At 63.4% G+C, this 17,419-nt stretch carries 14 protein-coding genes; 10 read left to right on the forward strand and 4 right to left on the reverse strand.

Going from position 1 to position 17,419, the window contains the following annotated elements:
* The first annotated feature begins 121 nt into the window (after positions 1 to 121).
* Both BGC09_RS20395 and BGC09_RS20400 read left to right on the forward strand, forming a co-directional pair.
* Positions 122 to 607 (forward strand): cupin domain-containing protein, encoded by a 486-nt coding sequence (locus tag BGC09_RS20395; protein ID WP_069806052.1) that lies wholly within the window; start codon positions 122 to 124, stop codon positions 605 to 607.
* 164 nt (positions 608 to 771) lie between these two features.
* Positions 772 to 2,562 carry an Eco57I restriction-modification methylase domain-containing protein gene (locus BGC09_RS20400; RefSeq protein ID WP_084659180.1) on the forward strand — a complete coding sequence of 597 codons (1,791 nt, stop codon included), beginning with the start codon at positions 772 to 774 and terminating at the stop codon, positions 2,560 to 2,562.
* Between the two features lie 14 nt (positions 2,563 to 2,576).
* Here BGC09_RS20400 and BGC09_RS23025 read toward each other — a convergent pair whose 3' ends face one another.
* Both BGC09_RS23025 and BGC09_RS20410 read right to left on the reverse strand, forming a co-directional pair.
* Positions 2,577 to 7,157: a TIR domain-containing protein gene (locus BGC09_RS23025; protein ID WP_069806053.1), complete on the reverse strand. Its 4,581-nt coding sequence runs from the start codon at positions 7,155 to 7,157 to the stop codon at positions 2,577 to 2,579.
* Between the two features lie 27 nt (positions 7,158 to 7,184).
* Positions 7,185 to 7,433, reverse strand: coding sequence for a hypothetical protein (locus tag BGC09_RS20410; RefSeq protein WP_069806054.1), 249 nt, complete (start codon positions 7,431 to 7,433; stop codon positions 7,185 to 7,187).
* Positions 7,434 to 7,707: 274 nt separating this feature from the next.
* On the opposite strand from BGC09_RS20410, the gene BGC09_RS20415 reads away from it, so the two are divergent.
* Positions 7,708 to 8,160, forward strand: a complete 453-nt coding sequence (locus BGC09_RS20415) for a helix-turn-helix domain-containing protein (RefSeq protein WP_069806055.1) — start codon at positions 7,708 to 7,710, stop codon at positions 8,158 to 8,160.
* 134 nt (positions 8,161 to 8,294) lie between these two features.
* Here BGC09_RS20415 and BGC09_RS20420 read toward each other — a convergent pair whose 3' ends face one another.
* Positions 8,295 to 8,687, reverse strand: coding sequence for a hypothetical protein (locus BGC09_RS20420; RefSeq protein ID WP_069806056.1), 393 nt, complete (start codon positions 8,685 to 8,687; stop codon positions 8,295 to 8,297).
* A 202-nt stretch (positions 8,688 to 8,889) separates the two neighbouring features.
* Here BGC09_RS20420 and BGC09_RS20425 point away from each other — a divergent pair, with 202 nt between their 5' ends.
* From BGC09_RS20425 to BGC09_RS20445, 5 genes are all read left to right on the forward strand, one after another.
* Positions 8,890 to 9,159 (forward strand): helix-turn-helix domain-containing protein, encoded by a 270-nt coding sequence (locus BGC09_RS20425; protein ID WP_069806057.1) that lies wholly within the window; start codon positions 8,890 to 8,892, stop codon positions 9,157 to 9,159.
* Between the two features lie 336 nt (positions 9,160 to 9,495).
* Positions 9,496 to 9,765 carry a helix-turn-helix domain-containing protein gene (locus BGC09_RS20430; RefSeq protein ID WP_069806058.1) on the forward strand — a complete coding sequence of 90 codons (270 nt, stop codon included), beginning with the start codon at positions 9,496 to 9,498 and terminating at the stop codon, positions 9,763 to 9,765.
* A gap of 704 nt (positions 9,766 to 10,469) precedes the next feature.
* On the forward strand, positions 10,470 to 11,915 hold the full coding sequence (locus BGC09_RS20435) for a tetratricopeptide repeat protein (protein WP_069806059.1): 1,446 nt from the start codon (positions 10,470 to 10,472) through the stop codon (positions 11,913 to 11,915).
* A gap of 271 nt (positions 11,916 to 12,186) precedes the next feature.
* The gene (locus tag BGC09_RS20440; protein WP_069806060.1) at positions 12,187 to 13,095 is read left to right on the forward strand and encodes a hypothetical protein; all 909 of its coding nucleotides are present in this window, start codon (positions 12,187 to 12,189) and stop codon (positions 13,093 to 13,095) included.
* A 143-nt stretch (positions 13,096 to 13,238) separates the two neighbouring features.
* Complete coding sequence (locus BGC09_RS20445) at positions 13,239 to 14,030, forward strand: hypothetical protein (RefSeq protein ID WP_069806061.1); 792 nt, start codon at positions 13,239 to 13,241, stop codon at positions 14,028 to 14,030.
* Here BGC09_RS20445 and BGC09_RS20450 read toward each other — a convergent pair.
* Positions 13,966 to 14,769, reverse strand: coding sequence for an MmyB family transcriptional regulator (locus BGC09_RS20450; protein WP_069806062.1), 804 nt, complete (start codon positions 14,767 to 14,769; stop codon positions 13,966 to 13,968). The two genes, BGC09_RS20445 and BGC09_RS20450, sit on opposite strands and share 65 nt — an antisense overlap.
* A 253-nt stretch (positions 14,770 to 15,022) precedes the next feature.
* Here BGC09_RS20450 and BGC09_RS20455 point away from each other — a divergent pair, with 253 nt between their 5' ends.
* On the forward strand, positions 15,023 to 16,792 hold the full coding sequence (locus BGC09_RS20455; protein WP_069806064.1) for a long-chain-fatty-acid--CoA ligase: 1,770 nt from the start codon (positions 15,023 to 15,025) through the stop codon (positions 16,790 to 16,792).
* A gap of 295 nt (positions 16,793 to 17,087) precedes the next feature.
* Positions 17,088 to 17,419: acyl-CoA dehydrogenase family protein (locus tag BGC09_RS20460; RefSeq protein ID WP_176728992.1), on the forward strand; the 332-nt coding region annotated here is incomplete at its 3' end.

The raw sequence follows: 17,419 nt of genomic DNA on the forward strand, positions 1-17,419 counted from the left end.
GGTGGAAGGCGCAGGCCCCAGCGGTGGCGGCCTTCCCGGGCCCCGGGCCTTCTATGAAAAAAGGAGCACCTGCAACGTTCTTGTAAGGTACTCTGTGAGAGCAAAGGAGCGACAGCCAATTATGACCGAAGCCCGTCGATCCGATCCGCCGCCGGCTCTCTTTCTGGCCGCTGGCGCCGCCGCCGCTGGCGAGGTGCATCAGTTGGGGATCAGCACGCTGACCTTTAAGGTGACGACGCCCAACGCCTCCAATCTCTTCGTGCTGGAGAATCACTTTCGTACAGGCGGGGGACCGCCGCGCCATCTGCACTACGACCAGGAAGAGTGGTTTTATGTGCTGGCCGGAACCTTCCTCTTCGAGGTGGGCTTGCAGCGCTATTCGCTGGAGCCGGGGGCCTGCCTGCTGGCTCCGCGCGGCGTTCCCCATGTCTGGGCCTGCACCGGCGAGGGCCGTATTCTGATTGCCTTCCTGCCAGCGGGCAAGATGGAAGCCTTCTTTCGGGCGGTGACTGCCCGTGGCGAGGCGCCGGCCATGCCGCCCCAGGAGGCGGCTCTCTGGCGCGCTCACGGTATGGAGCTGCTTGGGCCACCACTGCCGCTGGCTTGATTGGACTGGGTGAGGTCTCTCTGGACGTGCGAACCGCTGGAGGAAGAGGGAAGAGCCACGGCCTTATCGTCTGGGGCCTGTTGCTGCTATAATGAGGCCAATCAGGAGGCGCTGGCCCGTGGCGCTGGGCTGGCGACCGATAAGGTAAGGGCGGGAGGCTTGCAATGATCGATGCAGCAGGCAGGGAGCGGCGAAGGCTGCCGGCGGCTCTGCAGTTGGCGCTGCCTCTGGTTGCGCGGGCACCGCAGGAGGGGGTAGGCCGGTCGGAGCCGGGGCCGGTGACGACGACAGGCGCGGTGGCGACACGTGCGGCGGTGGTAGAGCTGATGTTAGATTTGGCTGGCTATCGCGAGGCTGAGACGCTGACTGATCGGCTGGCACTTGAGCCGGCGGCGGGTGAAGGGGCTTTTCTGTTGGCTCTGGCGCGCCGTCTGCTCGCAAGCTGGCAGCGCCAGGGGCGGCCCGCATGCGATCTGGTGCCGGCCCTGCTGGCTTACGAGCTGGATGAGGGACGGGCCAGCCAGGCCCGCCAGGCGCTCTGCCAGCTCTTAGCTGATTATGGCTTCGGCGCTCAGGAGGCGCAGCGTCTGGCTGCTTCCTGGCTGCGCACGGGTGATTTCCTGGTCGAGGCTCCGAGTCTGCCGGCTGCCGATCTGGTGGTGGGCAATCCGCCCTACGTGCGCCCCGAAGCGCTGCCCCGTGAGCGCCTCAGCCTCTATCGCTCGCTCTATCGGACGATGCGCGGGCGGGCTGATCTCTATGTGGCCTTTCTGGAGGCAGCTCTCTGGCGCCTGAAGCCGGGGGCGCTCTGTGCCTTCATCTGCCCCGATCGCTGGCTCTTTAACCAGTATGGGGCCGGGCTGCGCCGCCTGGTGGCCGAGGCTTTCAGCCTGGAGCTGGTGCTTGAGATGCACCGTGCCGCTCCTTTCGCTCAGGCCGTGACGGCCTATCCGGCCATTACCTTGATCCGGCGCGCCCGTCAGGGCCATCTTGTCCTGGCGCAGTTCTCAGAGGAGGAGCCGGCAGCTTCGGAGGAGGAGGCTGCCAGCCGGCTACGCGGACTGGCCGGCGCGCTGGAGGCTGTGCGTCAGGGTCAGGGGGTGGCGAGCGCTCTCCCGGCGGGCCTGCGGGCGACACGGGTGGAGATGGCAGGCCCGCTATCGGCTGAGCTTGGGGTCGACTGGTCTGGGCCGGTCCTGGCGCCCGAGCGGCTGGCCCTCTTGCGTCGGCTGGAGGAGCGCTTTCCGACGCTAGAGTCGGAGGAGACGGGGACCACGGTCGGCATCGGCCTGGCGACGGGCCTGGACGAGGTCTTTATTACGAGCGATTCAAGGCTGGTAGAGCCGTCGCGCCTCTTGCCGCTGGCGCTCCGCGGCGATACGGCGGGCGGCGTGCTGCGCTGGTCCGGCCATTATCTGGTCAATCCCTGGCTGCCGGAGGGCCTGGTCCCTCTGGAGGACTTCCCACGCTTGCGGGCCTATTTCTCGCGCCATGCGGAGGCGCTCAGGCGCCGCTATGTGGCTCGCCGCTCTCCTCAACAGTGGTACCGCACGATTGACCGCGTGCAGTTTGGGCTGATTGGGCGCCACAAGCTCTATGTGCCGGATATCGCGCGCCGTTTGGAGCCTGTGCTTGATGAAGGTCAGACCTATCCTCATCATAATTTGTATGTGATTTGTTCTGGGTCGTGGGACCTGGAAGCTCTGGGTGGGCTGCTGCTCTCGGATGTGGCGCTCTTCTTTGTGGCCTGCTATGGGGTGCGCATGCGCGGCGGCTACTACCGCTTTCAGGCCCAGTATCTGCGGCGGATTCGCCTGCCGCGTCCGGGCGAGGTGACGCCGCGGCAGCGCCAGGGACTGGTGACGGCCTTCCGCCAGCGCGATCGGCGCCTGGCGACGCGCATCGCGCTGGAGCTGTATGGGATCGGGATAGGGAGCCTTCTGACCAGCTGCTAACCAGCTCACAAGGTTCAGGACCCGGCGCCGCTCAGAAAGCGCTCTACCTGAACAAAAGCCTCTCCCAAAGCCGACCCCAGCTCGGGGGAGCGTCCAATCAAATTGCCCACCAACGGAAAGAGCCGCAGGGCCTGCAGACGAGTTCCAACACGCGACCACTCCTGCTGTACCAGCCGCAGCAGCTCCTCATGCTCGCCCGCCTCGGCCAGAGCCTGCCCCAGGGCCAGCAGGGCCTGGGCCTGCCCCTCCTCCGTGACGATGCCCTCGATGAGGCGCTGGACCTCGGCCCAGGTCAGACGCGCCTCCTCACGCTGGCGGGCCTGGGCTAAAGCCCGTCCCAAAGCTGCTAAGGCCCGCGCTCGCTCCTGATCGGAGCTGATACTGTTGCTGATGCGCCGCGCGGCCTCCCAGCGTCCAGCCTCAGCCAGCGAGGCGGCCAGGCTAGCCGCCAGCTCGCTGGCCCGCCAGCCATGCGGCAAGCGCTGCAGCAGGCGCTCCGCCTCTTCCCATTCCTGAGCGGCCATGAGCGTCTCAACCAGAACGGCCAGAGCCTCAGCCTGTCCCCACTCGCCGGCCAGCGCCGTGATCAGCTGCTCACTCTGGCGCCAATACTGGTGGGCCCGCTCGCGCTGACCGGCGGCGGCGACCGCTGCCCCCAGAGCGGCCAGCAGCTCGGCCTGCTGCGGCGCCTCCATTGTGCCGATGAGCTGTTCGCTCTCGCGCCAGCACGCCTCAGCCTGCGCCCGCCGCTCCGGCTCCGCCGTCCGCGCGTAGCCCTGTCCCAGGATCAGCAGAGCCTCGACCCGCTGGTGAGCCAGCTCAATGGCCTGGCAGCGTTGCCCGGCCTCGTCCAGGCGCCCGGCCTTGACAAGCTCGTCGACCAGCAGAACCTGGGCGTCGGCCCGCTCCCAGCCCTCGGGGACACGCCCGACAATGCGGGCCGCCTCTTCCCATTCGCCGGCCTGGGCCAGCTCGCGTGCCAGGGCCTGATAGCCGTCGGACTGCTCCCAACTGCTATCTTCGCCGGCAATCAGCGCCTCGGCTTCCTGCCAGAGCTGCCGGGCCCGCTCTCTGGCCCCCGCCTGGGCCTGCAGTCGTCCCAGATAGGCCAGAGCCTCGCCCCGCTCCTGGCCTTCCACCAGACTGCGCACGCAGCGCTCAGCTTCGTCCCAGGCCGTGGGCGAGTCACAGGCTCTGGCGAGCGTGAGGGCGGCCTGCAACTGCTCGCGAGTGGTCGCCTGTTTGCGCAGCAGAGCGACGAGCTTCCACCAGAGCTGCTCGGCTTCGGAACGCCGTCCAGTCTGGCTCAGCTCCCGGCCCAGGGTGATCAGCACCTCGGCCTGTTGTTGCCGGTCACCGATCGTGCTGGCGATGCGCATGGCCTCCTGCCAGCGCTCAAGCTGAGCCAGGCTGCGCGTCAGGAGCGTCAGAGCGTCGCGCCGCTCCTCCCCTTCAGGGAGGGCGCGGATGATGGCCTCAGCCTGCTGCCAGGAGCGCCAGGCTTCTTCTTGCAGGCCGGCCCGGGCCTGGCTTTGCCCCAGCTCTGCATAGGCTGCCTGTTGTTCGTCGGCCCGCTCTAGCCGCGCCAGCTCGGTCTCGGCCTGCTGCCAGAGCCGCTGCGCCTCGCTGAGCTGGCCGTGGGCGGCCCTGGCCTGCCCGAGCGCCGTCAGTGCCTGGAGGCGTTCGCGTGGGCGCGCGATGCACTGGCTGAGCGCCTCGGCCTCCTGCCAGCGTTCGCGGGCGGCCAGGGCCTGGACCAGGCTCAGCCGGGCCTCAGCCTGTTGCCTCTCGTCTCGCAGATGCTCGCAGAGGGCTGCAGCCTCCGGCAGGCGTCCGGCGGCAGCGAGTGCGTGTATCAGCTCTAGCCGGGCCTCGCCCTGCTGCCAGTGGTCGGGGATGCGCTCGCAGAGGCGCGCCGCTTCGCTCCACTGCTGCGCGCCGGCCAGGGCCCGCACCAGGGCGACCAGGGCAGTGGCTTGCTCCCAGGTGAAGGAGATGGTCGGGATGAGGTGCTCCGCCTGCTGCCAGAGCCGCTGAGCTTGCTCCAGCTCGCCGGCCTGGGCCAGCTCGCTCCCAAGGACGGCCAGAGCGGCCACGCGCTGATCGACGGCGCGCTCGGAGATGGCAGCCAGCGCCTCCCCGGCTTCATTCCAGCGCCGGAGATGGGCCAGGGCGGCGACCAGCTCCTGCCGCGCCTGGTCCTGCAGGGTGTCGGCGGGCATGGCCTCGATAATCTCCTCGATCTCGGCGCTCTGCCCGGCCTGGGCCAGCCCCTGGGCGATCTGCAGCAGAGCCTCGGCGCAGGGATCAGCCAGGGCGATGCGCCGCGCCACGCCGATGGCCGCCCGCCAGAGCTGCAGAGCCGGCTCGCGCCAGCCTGCCCGGTTGAGGTCCGCCGCCAGCTCGCTCAGCAGCGGAGCCAGACGATCCGGCTCGCTGCTCTGCCGTGCCACGTCGCAGGCCCGCCAGTAGAGCGGCCCGTACTCCTTCTCGGGCGCCCCTTGCTCCTGAAGCTGGCGCGCGATGGCTACCAGCGCCTCTAGCTGGCGCCCGGGATCGCTGATGAGATCGGCCAGGCCGAGGGCCTCTTGCTGCCGCCCCAGTTGAACAAGCAGGGCGAAGGCTTGCGGCGGGTAGCGCTCAGCCTGACTGCTCAGGCTGCAACGCAGCAGGGTGTAGCTCCACAGCCGCGGCAGTTGCGCCAGCCCCTCGCTGAAGCTCCAGCCCTTCCAGGCGGCAGCCTGACGCCCAAAGTCGAGATCGCCGGCATAGGCGCGGGTACTGGGATCAAGCTGGTGGATCTTGCGCTGCCCGTAGTGACCAGCATCGAGCAGGGCAAAGAGGCGCTCCCAGGCCCGCCCGTAGAAGAGGTGGGCCGCCAGATGCTGGCGGGCGTAGCGCCGGCGCGCGGCCTCGTCGGGATCATGGCGCTCCTCCTGCCAGATCAGCTCACTGCCGCCGCGCTCGCACCAGTCGGCCAGCACCCGATGCCAGCGGGCCTCTTCGGCGGCGCTGAAGAGATAGGGCCTGGCCGGCTGCTCCGCGTCCTGGCGCAGGTAATCGCGGAGCTTGAGATGGAAGAGGCTGTAGCGCCCACTGCTGTCGGCGACAAGCAGCCCACCAAGCTGTTGCAGGGCGTCGCGGACCTGGTAGGTGGGCAGCGGCGCCAGTATATGGCTGAGCTGGGCCTGCCCCAGCGGTTCGCGCGCGACCAGCAGCAGGCCCAGCAGGGGATATAGCGCACGCTCCCAGAGAGGATGCTGCTTGAGACGCTCGATGGCCAGGGTGAAGAGATTGACAGGATCGCTGGAGAGGCGGGCACTGAGGGCCTCGGCGGTGAGCGTCGGATCACGGGCCAGCTCGCGGGCGGCCAGGTCAAGATAGAGGGTATTCTCCTCCATGAGGGCATAGAGGCGGTCGCCTTCGGCCCGCGTGAGCTGGAGACCGCGCTGGCGCAGGAGCTGGTCGAAGTCGGCACGGCTCAGCGGCGGCAGGCTGTACTCGTACTCCGGCCCGCGCTGGTGGAGGGCCTGCAGGATATCATCGGGCCGGCTGCCCAGGACCAGGACACAGCCCGCCGGCGGTCGCAGCGGGAGAAAGCTCAGGTCGCGTCTGCCGTTGGCATCGCGCGGAAGCTGATCGAGGCCGTCGATGCAGATCAGGAGGCGCTCGCCGCGTTCACCCAGCTCGTGGAGCAGCTTCCAGAAGGCCGCCGTCAGGGCGGCGCGACTGGTGCCGGCCAGCAACAGGGGCGTCGGATCAAGGGCATGGGCGAGGATCAGACGCGCCAGCAGGTCGCGCAACAGGGCCACGACGTGGTCAGCAGGGGGATCAAGCGGCAGGAAGTGATGCGGGACGCGCTCCAGCCCTTCTTCCTGGACGAGACGGGCGATGAGGCTGCTCTTGCCCTGACCGGCCTGGCCGCTGATGACCAGGTAGCCACCATAGGGCTGCAGCCCGGCAATCTGCTGGCGGATGGCAGCCAGCTCGGCGCTGCGCCCGACAAACCCCTCCAGGCGGCTATTGATAAAAGGCCGATGATCGATGAGCATAGCCCGCAGGGCCTGCTCTTGCTCGGGCAACAACCGGCCCGCGCCGCTCGCCGGCCCCCCGAACCGCAGACGCTCGCTGAAGAGCCGGCGCAGACCTTCCTCGACACGGTGCAGACCCTCGTCGCGCGCTCGCCAGAGGCTGAGGGCCTTGGGCGGCTGGCCCGGCGGCAGAGCCTCTAGCTCGCCAAGCGCGGTATGTTCCCAGGCCACTGGACGCACGATGATGGGGACGACCATGACCCCCTCCGCACGCCGCCTCCTCAGTGCAGCCTCCATCTCGGCAAGGCAGTCGGGACTGTCGAGAAAGTCAGGACTGATGAGGAGCAGGATGAGGTCGGCGCTCTTGAGGGCGGCTTGCCTGGCCTGCTGATAGTCGCTGCCGGCCAGAATCTGCCCCGGCCCACTGAGGCGCGGCGCCTCCAGACCAGCTTCCCGCGCCGCCAGCCGCACCCGCCGCGCGAGACGCTCGCCCCAGCTCTGATCTGCCCCGGCATAGCTGAGGTAGACGTGCAGGCTGCGACTGGCCCCCGCCCCCGACTGCATGCTGCACCTCCTCTGGCCAGCTCCGAATCACTCCGCGTCGCTGGCAGGCACCGGCAGCCCGTGGCTGATCAGCCAGTCGCGTAACCACGGGATCGTAGAGACGTTCCAACGACAAACCGGCAGGCGGGCAAATTCCTGGGCCGATATCTGTAGACCCCGCAACTGAGCGTCTAGCTCCTCGGGGCTGTTGACCCCCAGGTCCCAGGTGCGCTTGGCCCAATCAGCGTTATCCAGGTCGGCATCAGGAAAGAAAACCTGACCTTCCTCCTCTGGCATGGTGCGCTCCCTCTTTCGTTGAGCGGCTGGCTGGCTGGCTGGCTGGAAGAGCAACACACCTGGACCCGGCTCCGCCCGGCGGTGCGCCTCTTCCCAGCTCCGCCCGGAAAAGCTTCTTTCTTTACAAAACTGCCTGCTTCTTCTGCAAGTATACCATACGATGCGGCCCGGCGTCATCCAGAAGCGTGACCGCTTCCAGGCGATGGAGAGCGTTGGAGCATCAGAGAGAACTTTTCGTAGGAGAATACTCTTTTATTCCAAAAAGCTTCCCTAAATGACGCACTTGCGCTATACTGACCAAAATATCTTTGTTGTAGAGGGGAGAATCGTGCTTCGGCTGCGCGTCAAAGAGGTTGCACGTGAGCAGGGAGTATCTATGAATCAGCTATCCCAGCGAGCGGAAGTTAGCTATAACATCATTAAGGCCATCTATCGCAATCCCTACCGGCCCACCAATACGGCCACGATCAGCCGCATTGCGCAGGCCCTGGGGGTGCCGACTATCGTTCTGCTGGAAGAGGTGTCAGAGGAGGAGATGGCCCGTGAACAGCGGGCCCTGGCGGCGGAGCTGGCACTGCCCCGCCGACCAGGACGCCAGCCTCGTGACCAGCGACCCTGGTCGCCGTCAACGAGGCCAGCTCGACCAATGCCACAGAGAGAAGAGAGAAGAGAAGATGGCGCGCGCGCCGCTCGCAACGCCATCGCGCGCCATCTCGCGGAATCTTAGCCGTCGCTGCGTTCGGTCGAGACAGCGATCACGAGAAGGGGGACCTTCGCGCTCTCGAGTGGGGGTGACAGCAGACGAGGAGGTGTGTTGAGAGCGGAGGAAAAACGAAGGCCCCTCTTCAGCATCGCCAGGCTTCAGGAACGGCTCCCACCTCCTTTCAGGTTCGGGTGGAAGGACGGCAGGACCAGGCTCAGGTACTGGTGGAGCTGCTCACAGTTGGCCAGGACCTGATCGCGCTCCCTGGAGGCCGCGATCTTCTGGCGCACCAGCCCGGCGAAGGTGGCGATCGCTTCGGTGATCAGCTCCAGCTCGTCCCACCTGAGAAGGATCACCTGCCCGCTGAGAATCTGCTCAACCTTGAGCAGGACGAGCTGAATCCGGTTGATGCTGCGATGACTCACCGGCTGGCCGGCCAGGCCCGACTGCAAGTAGCGCCCATAAAACAGGAGAATGTACTTGATGGCCTTCAGGTCGTCGGTACCGACCCCCATCATCACCTGCTTCCCCTCCCGTTGCCCCTCCTTCATCTGTCACTTCCTTTCTGTACTGGCAACACGACACTTCCGACCAGTCCCTTGCTTGTTCCAAACGGGTCAGCCCTAACCCACCCAAATTATATCTTGCAAGTATCAATTTGTAAATATCTCTTCGAAGGATAACACCAAGGAATGGAATTCATTATATAGGAACTGGCTGGTATGCTTAGAAAAAACATATTGAGGAACCAGCTTGCTACGCCTGCGCGTCAAAGAGGTTGCCCGCGAGAAGGGCATGTCGATGCACCGGCTTTCGCTACAAGCACAGCTCAGCTATCACGTCATTCGTGAGATTTTTATTGATCCCTACAAGCCGGTCTCCTCCGATACTATCAATCGTGTTGCTGAGGCCCTGGGGGTGCCGGTCACAGCGATCATCGAGGATGTGCCGAGGGAGCAGGCTGAAGAGGAGCGGAGGCGGCTCAGGAGCAGAACCAGCGGCGGCGAATCGTCGTCTGGTTGAGTGTTTGACTGCACGGTTGCAGTGTCGGACATCCGCTCAACCTATTTTTGGAGAGCTGCCACTCAACAGAGTTGGGAACTGCCAGCGTAGTAGAAGAGAGCCAGCGAAGAGAAGAGAAAGGGGATGCAAACGCCCTATGAATGGTGTATACTCTTCAAGACGGTAGAAAAGAAGCGCTTGCTTGCTGGATTATGCCGGGCAGCGGCTGCAGTGCGGCTGGCGTCCTGCTGAGCGAGTGAGCGAGCGCTGAAGGTTGGGAGTGAGGAAGCCCCTGGGGTGGAGCGCCTCATTCATCGCTTGCTGTGCTCTCTATTGCTGGAAAGTTGAGGGGAATGCATGCTACGCCTCCGCGTCAAAGAGGTTGCTCAAGAGAAAAAGATATCGAAGCATCGGCTTTCTCTGCTAGCAGAAATCAGCTATTACATCATTAGTGACATCTGTGCCAATCCTTACAAAACGATCTCCACCTACACGCTCAATCGGATTGCTGAGGCGCTGGAGGTGCCGGTCACGGCTCTCATCGAAGACGTCTCGCGGGAGCAGGCCGAAGCAGAGCAGCGGCAGCTCAAGCGCAAGGTTACCGGGGGCAAAGCGTCGTCCAGTTGAGCGCTCCACGGCAGAGACAGGGGGTGAGCCATCCGCTCACCTCGTGGTCGTTCCGTGGGCGTCGAGTAGCAAGGGAAGGCTGGACGGGAGCGAAGGGCATCGTATGTACACGGCCTTACAGACAGTCTATACTCTCTCAAGACAGCGGGAAAGAAGCGTCTGCTTGCCGGGTAGTGGTCACGGTAGTCCTAGGGCGATTGCCTGGTCGAAGAGCGGCCTGGGCAGGCTTTTATCCTCCCCAATCCTGGCCATCCCCGTCCAGGAAGCTGTCGGCGTCGCCTCTCTCCTGATCTTGAAGCAAGCGGCAGGCGTAAATAGCCATTTTGGGCTAATTTTCTATTCCTTCCCATCTCGTTGGCGAAATTGCTTTTGAATGGATATATTCATCCACAGCAAATTGGTATATACTAAGAAAGAAATAGCCCTCAAGCGAGCGGCTATGCATTAGTTGTCTCTCTAGCGACCAACCGCCCACATTGCAGCGGCAGCTTGCTGGAGCCTCGCCTGGAGGGGCAGAGAGAAAAGTGAGAAGGGTTGCGGCATCTTCGCTGGTACGAAGCGCCCCTTGGGGAAAGACGCCTCGATCGTCATCCTGCCCTGTTGTGCGGAGGAAACAATCGTGGAGTGGTCTGGCCTGGAAGAAAGAGGAAAACGTCGGGTTAGATAGAAGACCCTAGTTCCTGATCAAAAAAGGGGCTGAAGGCATGGAGAATGAGTATCAAGAGCAGGGGCATCAGACTCCTGATGAAGAAATTGCCTATTATCAGAAGCAACTAGAGATGCAGCGCGTAGCAGGGGATCGGGATGGTGAGATGGTTAGCCTCTTCCGACTCGGTCTCCTCTTTCAACGTCAGGATCAGCTAGACCAGGCCCACGACTACTACCAGCAAGCGCTTGTCCGTAGCCGCGAGTATGGTCTGCCTCTCAAGGAGGCCAGCGCGCTCTCCAGTCTGGGCACCATCTATCAGCAACAGGGTCAGCTTGAGCAGGCGCTGGAGGTTTATCGTCAGGCGCTGAACATTGAGCGCGAAATGGGGTTCCTGGAGGGGGAGGGCACGACGCTGGCGCGCCTCGCCACTCTCTATCAAGAGATGCATCGCGATCGGGAGGCTCTCATCTGCTATCGAGAGGCCCTGTCCATTCATCGTGAAGTCTACAACCAGGCTGGCCTGGGCACCGCCCTCAACAATCTGGGCTCCTTCTATCAAGAGCACGGCCAGGTTCAGCGTGCCCTGGACTGTTTTCAAGAGGCCCTGCGCATTCAGGACCAGATCGGTGATCGGCGTGGCAAAGGGGCCACGCTCAGCAAATTGGCCTCGCTCTGTTTCGATCTTGGCCAGATCCAGCGTGCCCATACTCTGTACCAGGAAGCGCTCTACATCCTGCGCCGTGAAGGAGACCGCTCTCTCCTGGCCCTCACCCTGGGCGGCCTGGGCCAGGTGTATCACATCTGTCTGCAGGCAAAAGAGGCCCTGTACTGCTATCGCCAGGCCCTGGAGCTGGCGCGTCTCAGCCATGACCACGAGCGTGAGGTCATGGTACTGAGCAACCTGGGCATTTTCTTCGCCTTCTTCCATCAGACGCGCGTGGCCCTGGCCTGTTTCCTGCGCATGCTCGATCTCCTGCGCTCCTGCCAGGTCTCCGCCGACCAGTATCAGGAGGTCGAGGCTGCGGTTAGCCTGCTCTGCCTGCATCTGGCCGAAGAAGGCATTGTCATTGAGCTAACGGAGCTGGCTGCACGTGCCGCTGACATCATCGCCCAGGCCCTGGATAGACCGCCGACGCAAGCCATGCGGGCGATGAGCCGGGGCGCCCTGACCCTGGACACGCTGACCTTTCTCAGCGACGCCGTAGTCGACGTCTGCACCGTCAACCCCGGTGCCAGCCAGGTAGTCCAGGCCATCCTCCTGAAGGCGCACAACCTCCTGTCTGCCCAACTCGCCAATGGTCTGGCCAGCGCCGGCGCGGGTCGTCAAGAGCTAGAGTTTTTCGCGACGCTGCAGAACCTGCTCAACGGCCAGGCCGTCTCGCTGCCGCCGCGGCACCGCTATCAGCCGCTGCTAGAAGTCATCAAGCACGGAATCAGCCTCTACTTTAGCGATCCCGATCATCATGGGCATCGTCAGCAGCGGGCCTCGGACAGAGGCTAGTCCCAGCCGTCCCATCATACGCTTGCAGCTTGCTCTGGCGAGAGAAACAACCCAGCAAGCAAAGAAAGATGCGCTGTCTCGCTGAGCTGGTCGTACGCCTGGTCATCGTGGAGGGGTCTACAGAATGTCAGAATAGAAGAGGAGAAGAGCCAAAAAGCTGGTATATCGGCAGTAGAAATACTGATAGTAGGGTGAAACTAAACATTGTATCGTAGTAAGAAATACTGATTCAGATTGACCGGCTGGGACTGCGCGCCTTATGAAGCAAGGCATGAAGCGCACGATTCCCAGCCTGGTCAATCTTCTCAAGAAGAAAGGGGAATCCATGCAAGAGCCACAGCGAGAGCAAGGGCCGGGACAGGCGCCGCCAGTCCAGCCAGCCATGCTTATAGGAGGGTCCATGCAGGCTGGAAGCAGGAGGCAAAGTGGCACTATTCTGCGTGCCAGCCTGCTTATGGCGATCGCCTTCTTCTGCATCCTGCTCATCTTTAATGCCTGTGCAATCTCCCCTGTCGCGGTGCCACTCAGTCAAGCCACCAGGTTCATTGCCGGGAATCTGAGCCAGTCCACCCAGGCAGCTATCACGCTGGAAGGCATCCTCTATAGTCTGATCTTCAACGTGCCGACAGACCTGCTGGCCGCCGGTGTCTATCTCGGAGCGGGGATCGTCATGGGGCGTCGCGGCAACACCATGGGCACGATCATGCTCACAGCCGGCCTGGCGACACTCTGGTTTATCCTGCTTGATGCGCTGGTCTCGCTCATCTTCGTTATCATCAGCTTCATGATGGAATCGATCTCGCTCGCTATGATAGGGAATCTCCTGGGCAGCTTCGACTTTCTCGCTTCCTACTTTGGCTTCCTGGGGTTTAACCTCCTCATGGTCCTCGTCTTCGGTCTCAGTTTGGCGGCCTTTGGGGGCGTGCTTGGGAGACCAAGGAGGCCAGCGCCCTCGGCTCCCTATGGCTATGGGTGGCCGGGAGCCTATCCGAGGCAGATGCCTTACCCCGCGCCGCCGGGAGCTGTGCCGCCACCAGGCTGGAGACCCGGGGCAGTGTTTGGGCAGCCGGCTCAGCCGGCCCCGAGACAAGAGCCAGCTGCCGGGGCAGGACCAGAGTCGTCACCAGTGCAGGATCAGGAGCCGCCGGCCTCTCCATCTCCCAACTCATCCGAAGCGTAGCCCCCACTGGACAACACCAGACGATGCGCTTATACTTGCTTACAGAGTGATCATCAGCAATGAGACTACGTCAGTCGGCCAGAGCTCAGGCGTAGTCTCACATGCTGTCTTGTCGCCACCACCTGCCAAAGGAAGGCCGCCTCATGGACGCCGAGCGCGTGCCCCCATCGGAGCCAGAGCCTCCGATGCCAGAGGGCGAAGAGCCGGTCCCTGGCATGGGAACCCTGCCGGGGCGAGCGGCGCAGGCGTTAACGGCAGCCGGCTATGCTCCAGGGAAGAGTGGCCTCTGGTCGGGGGCTGATCCCGTCCTGCGCAACCTCCTCATCATCCTTATCGCCGCCTGGTATGTGGTCCTGCTGCTGCCCGTCAACCAGGTCCTGTTTGTCCTCGGCACTCCGCTGGCCGACTTCCTCATGGAGCGCTTTGATGCTGGTGATGTAGGCGCTTTCATCACTGCCTACACCTTCTGGGCCTGCCTCTGGCAAAGCATGTTTGCCATCATGTGCTACTTCGCCTGCGGCTGGCCTCCGATCGCCCGAGAGGGGCAGCCGTCGCATCCCCACGGCCCTGGCCCGGCCCTGCGCGCCACCTACTGGTACCTGCTGGCCGATGCCATCCTCTTCTTCCCCTTCTTGATCCTCTACCTCTTCATCTACAGCGGCTTTCAGATCGGGCCAGTCCTCTACTTTCTCTTCTTCCCAGGTGTCCTGCTGTCTGCGATCCTCTTCCTGCTCCTGGGCGGCCTCTTCCTCAACGCCCTGCTCGCCCTCACCCTGGGCCTGGGGGCCTACTGGCTGGCGGCGAGACTGGGAGGCCAGACCAGCAGCAAGCGAAGGCGTGAGCGAGGAAAGGAAGCCGGGGGGCCGGCGCTCACCAGCCCTGCTCGCGATAAATCTTCAGGGTCTGCTGATCGCCCGGCACATAGCTCACCATAGAGTAGCTGCTCATCCCCGTAAAGACCGTCGTAGCCGTGCGCAACGTCAGGCGGCCCAGCTCGCTATGCTGCACCTGGAAGACGAAGGAGGGGGCAGGCTTCCCGGTGGGATAGGCAGCCGAAGCAATGCGCTTAAACTCCGGCAACTCCCGCAGGCGGCGCCACAGCTCCTTATACTCAGGCAAATGGGTCATCGTATGCGTATTGTACAGAAAGTCGCTCACCAGGCGGCGGGCCAGATCCTCCCAGCCGTGGAAGCGGCGGCGCATCTGAGGATCGAAGACGAACTCCAGCAGATGCAATTTAGGATGCTGCTCAGCCAGATGGGGATCGATCTCAAAGAGGCGAAGAGAAGCAACATTCCACGAATGGAGGAACCAGAGGCGATCGAGCGAATGCGCCGGGTACGAGGTACTCTGAACCAACAAGCTTGCCAGCTCGCCCAACTCGAGCAGAGCGCTGGTCAGGCGGTCCAGCTCCACATGCTGGCCGGTCAGGCGAGTATAGGCGTCATAGAAGCGCTGGCACTCCTCGCCCTGCAGCTCCAGCGCGCGGGCAATATTGCGCACCACATGCGGGGAGGGATTGGTGCGCATACCCACCTCCAGGTGATAGATATACGTACGTGAAAGGCGGCTGGCCTGAGCGAGCTGGCCCTGAGAGAGGCCATGCTGCTGGCGCAGCTCGGTCAAGAGGCGAGCGAACTCAGAGCGCTCAACGGCCTCAGTGCTCCGACTCATCGCTGAACCATCCTTGTGCGCTTTTATCTGTTAGCTACATCCACATTATGGCGCAAAATTTGTTAGCTGGCAACGTACCCATCATCGGAAGAGCAACATATAATACTAGTAACAAGTGGGGACTGTATGCTCGGAAGGGTGGCCATCGTGGGCTGCCCGGTTGGCGTATCCTGGTGGATACCAGACAATGAGGAGCGAGACCATGTCTGATTCTGCGGTCAGCAAGAATACACAGCCGAACGAACAACCCTCGATGAGCGCGACGGTGCAGGCCGAGGCGGAGCTGTTGGCGAAGCGGCCCTGGATCAAGCATTACGAAGAGGGCGTCCCCGTTCACCTGGAGATCCCCGACCAGCCCCTGACCTGGCTGCTCGACGAGACAGTCCGTCGTCATCCTGAAAAGACCGCCTTTATCTATTACGGAACGCGCATCTCCTACGCGCGTTTTGCCGCCCTGGCCAATCGCTTTGCCGCCGTCCTGCAGCGGCTGGGCATCAAGAAGGGCGACCGGGTAGCCATTGCCCTGCCCAACATCCCGCAATATCCGATCGCCTTCTACGGCACCCTGCGGCTTGGCGCCATAGCCGTTCCGACCAACCCGCTCTACACCGAGCGTGAGATGCAGCACCAGATGGCGGATTCTGGTGCGCGCATCCTCATCATGCTAGACATGTTCTATCCGGTCGTGCGAGCCATTCGAGACAAGACCGCGCTAGAGCACATCATCATCACCAGTCCCGCTGACTTCCTGCCGCCGCTCTTGCGCACGCTCTACCCCTTGAGCCAGCGTCGCGAGCGGCACAAGCAGCCGCAGCCCCCCTTGACCAAAGACGAGCTGCGTTCTGACCCCAAGCTACTGCTCATGAGCGACCTGCTCAAGCCCGGCGGTGCCGACGGAGTAGAAGTATTCACCGTGCCCGACCCGCCGCGCAGCTCGGATCTGGCCGTGCTGCAATACACGGGAGGCACGACCGGTCTCTCCAAGGGGGCGATGCTCACCCATCGCAACCTGCTGGCCAACGCCTATCAGACGCGCTACTGGACGCCGCGGGCCCATGATGCCAGCGAGACTGGTCTCTGTGTCGCTCCCTTCTTCCACTCCTACGGGCTGACCGTAGGTCTCAACCTGGGCATCCTGGCGGCGGCCAGCATGGTACTGCTCCCGCAATTCAGGCCCAAAGAAGTCGTGCGGGCCATCAAGCGCTATCGCCCGACCATGTTCCCGGGCATTCCGACCATGTACATTGCCATCATGCGCGAAGCTGGCAAAGACAGCAGCGCCTTCCAATCGATCCGCTACTGCATCAGTGGAGCGGCGCCGCTGCCGGCCAAAGTGCGCCACGACTTCGAGGGCCTCTCGGGCGGGCACCTGGTAGAGGGCTATGGTCTGAGCGAAGCCTCACCTGTCACCCACTGCAACCCGCTCAACGGAGACGTTCGCGAAGGCAGCATTGGCCTCCCCCTGCCCGAAGTCGAGGCGGCCATCATGGACCCCGAGACTGGCAAGCTGCTGCCGCCGGGCGAGATCGGCGAGCTTGTCGTACGCGGGCCGAACATCATGCGGGGCTACTGGAACCGCAAGGAAGAGACCGAGGCCATCTTCCGCGACGGTTGGATGCGCACCGGCGACCTTGGCAAGATGGACGAAGAAGGCTATTTTTACCTGGTCGAGCGCGCCAAAGACATGATCCTCGCCAGCGGCTTCAACGTCTACCCGCGCGAGATCGAAGAAGTACTTTTCCGTCATGCCGCCGTACAAGAGGCGGCGGTAGTTGGTGTGCCCGACGAATACCGCGGTGAGACCGTCGCCGCCTTCATTGTCCTCAAACCGGGTGTCGCCGCCAATGACGCCACCCGGCAAGAGATCGTAGCGTTCTGTCGCAAAGAGCTGACAGCATACAAGGTCCCCAAGATCATCGAATTTCGCGAGAGCCTGCCCAAGTCTCTCATTGGCAAAGTTTTGCGCCGCGAGCTGCGCGAGCAATGGCTCAAGCAGCGGAGCGCTGGCCAGAAGAGCAGCTAGCCTGCCTGCTCTACTGCCGGACTGGGCGGAGCCGGGCTGGGCCGGGCTGGTGGGCAAAGCCCCTGGCCTGGTGGTGTGGTCCGTCTATCTATCAGCCCAGGCTGGTGTAGCGTCAGCGGCCAGCGACAACTGATCATGAAACCAATGCACAGCAACACGCAAACGGCTGGCATCCTCGCCTGACCTGGGCGACGCGGGAGGGAGCTGCGCCAGAGCGATGCCTGTCTGCCTGCCTGTCTACCTGCCTGCGAGGCCAGCGCCGGCCTGCTGCCAGCCACTGGAGGTACAACCGAGCATGTCTACGACGATGAAGCCCACAGAGAGCGGAACGGCCTTCCTGCTGACTCCGGTCAGCGAGAGCGCCGACAAAATATTCACCCTGGAGCAGATTGACGACGAGCAGCGCTGGATCGCCGAATCGGCGGCCACCTTTGTCATGCGCGAAGTCCTACCCAAGCTAGAGGCTGTTGAACACCAGGAGCCGGGCGTCATGCCCTCACTTGTCAAAAAGGCCGGCGAGCAGGGCCTGCTCATGATTGACATCCCGGAGCAATATGGTGGGGCCGAACTGGGTCTGCTCACCAGCGCCGTCGTCGCCTCCTCCATTCACGAAGCCTCGTTCAGCGT

This window comes from Thermogemmatispora onikobensis (assembly GCF_001748285.1).
GTDB classification, from domain to species: domain Bacteria; phylum Chloroflexota; class Ktedonobacteria; order Ktedonobacterales; family Ktedonobacteraceae; genus Thermogemmatispora; species Thermogemmatispora onikobensis.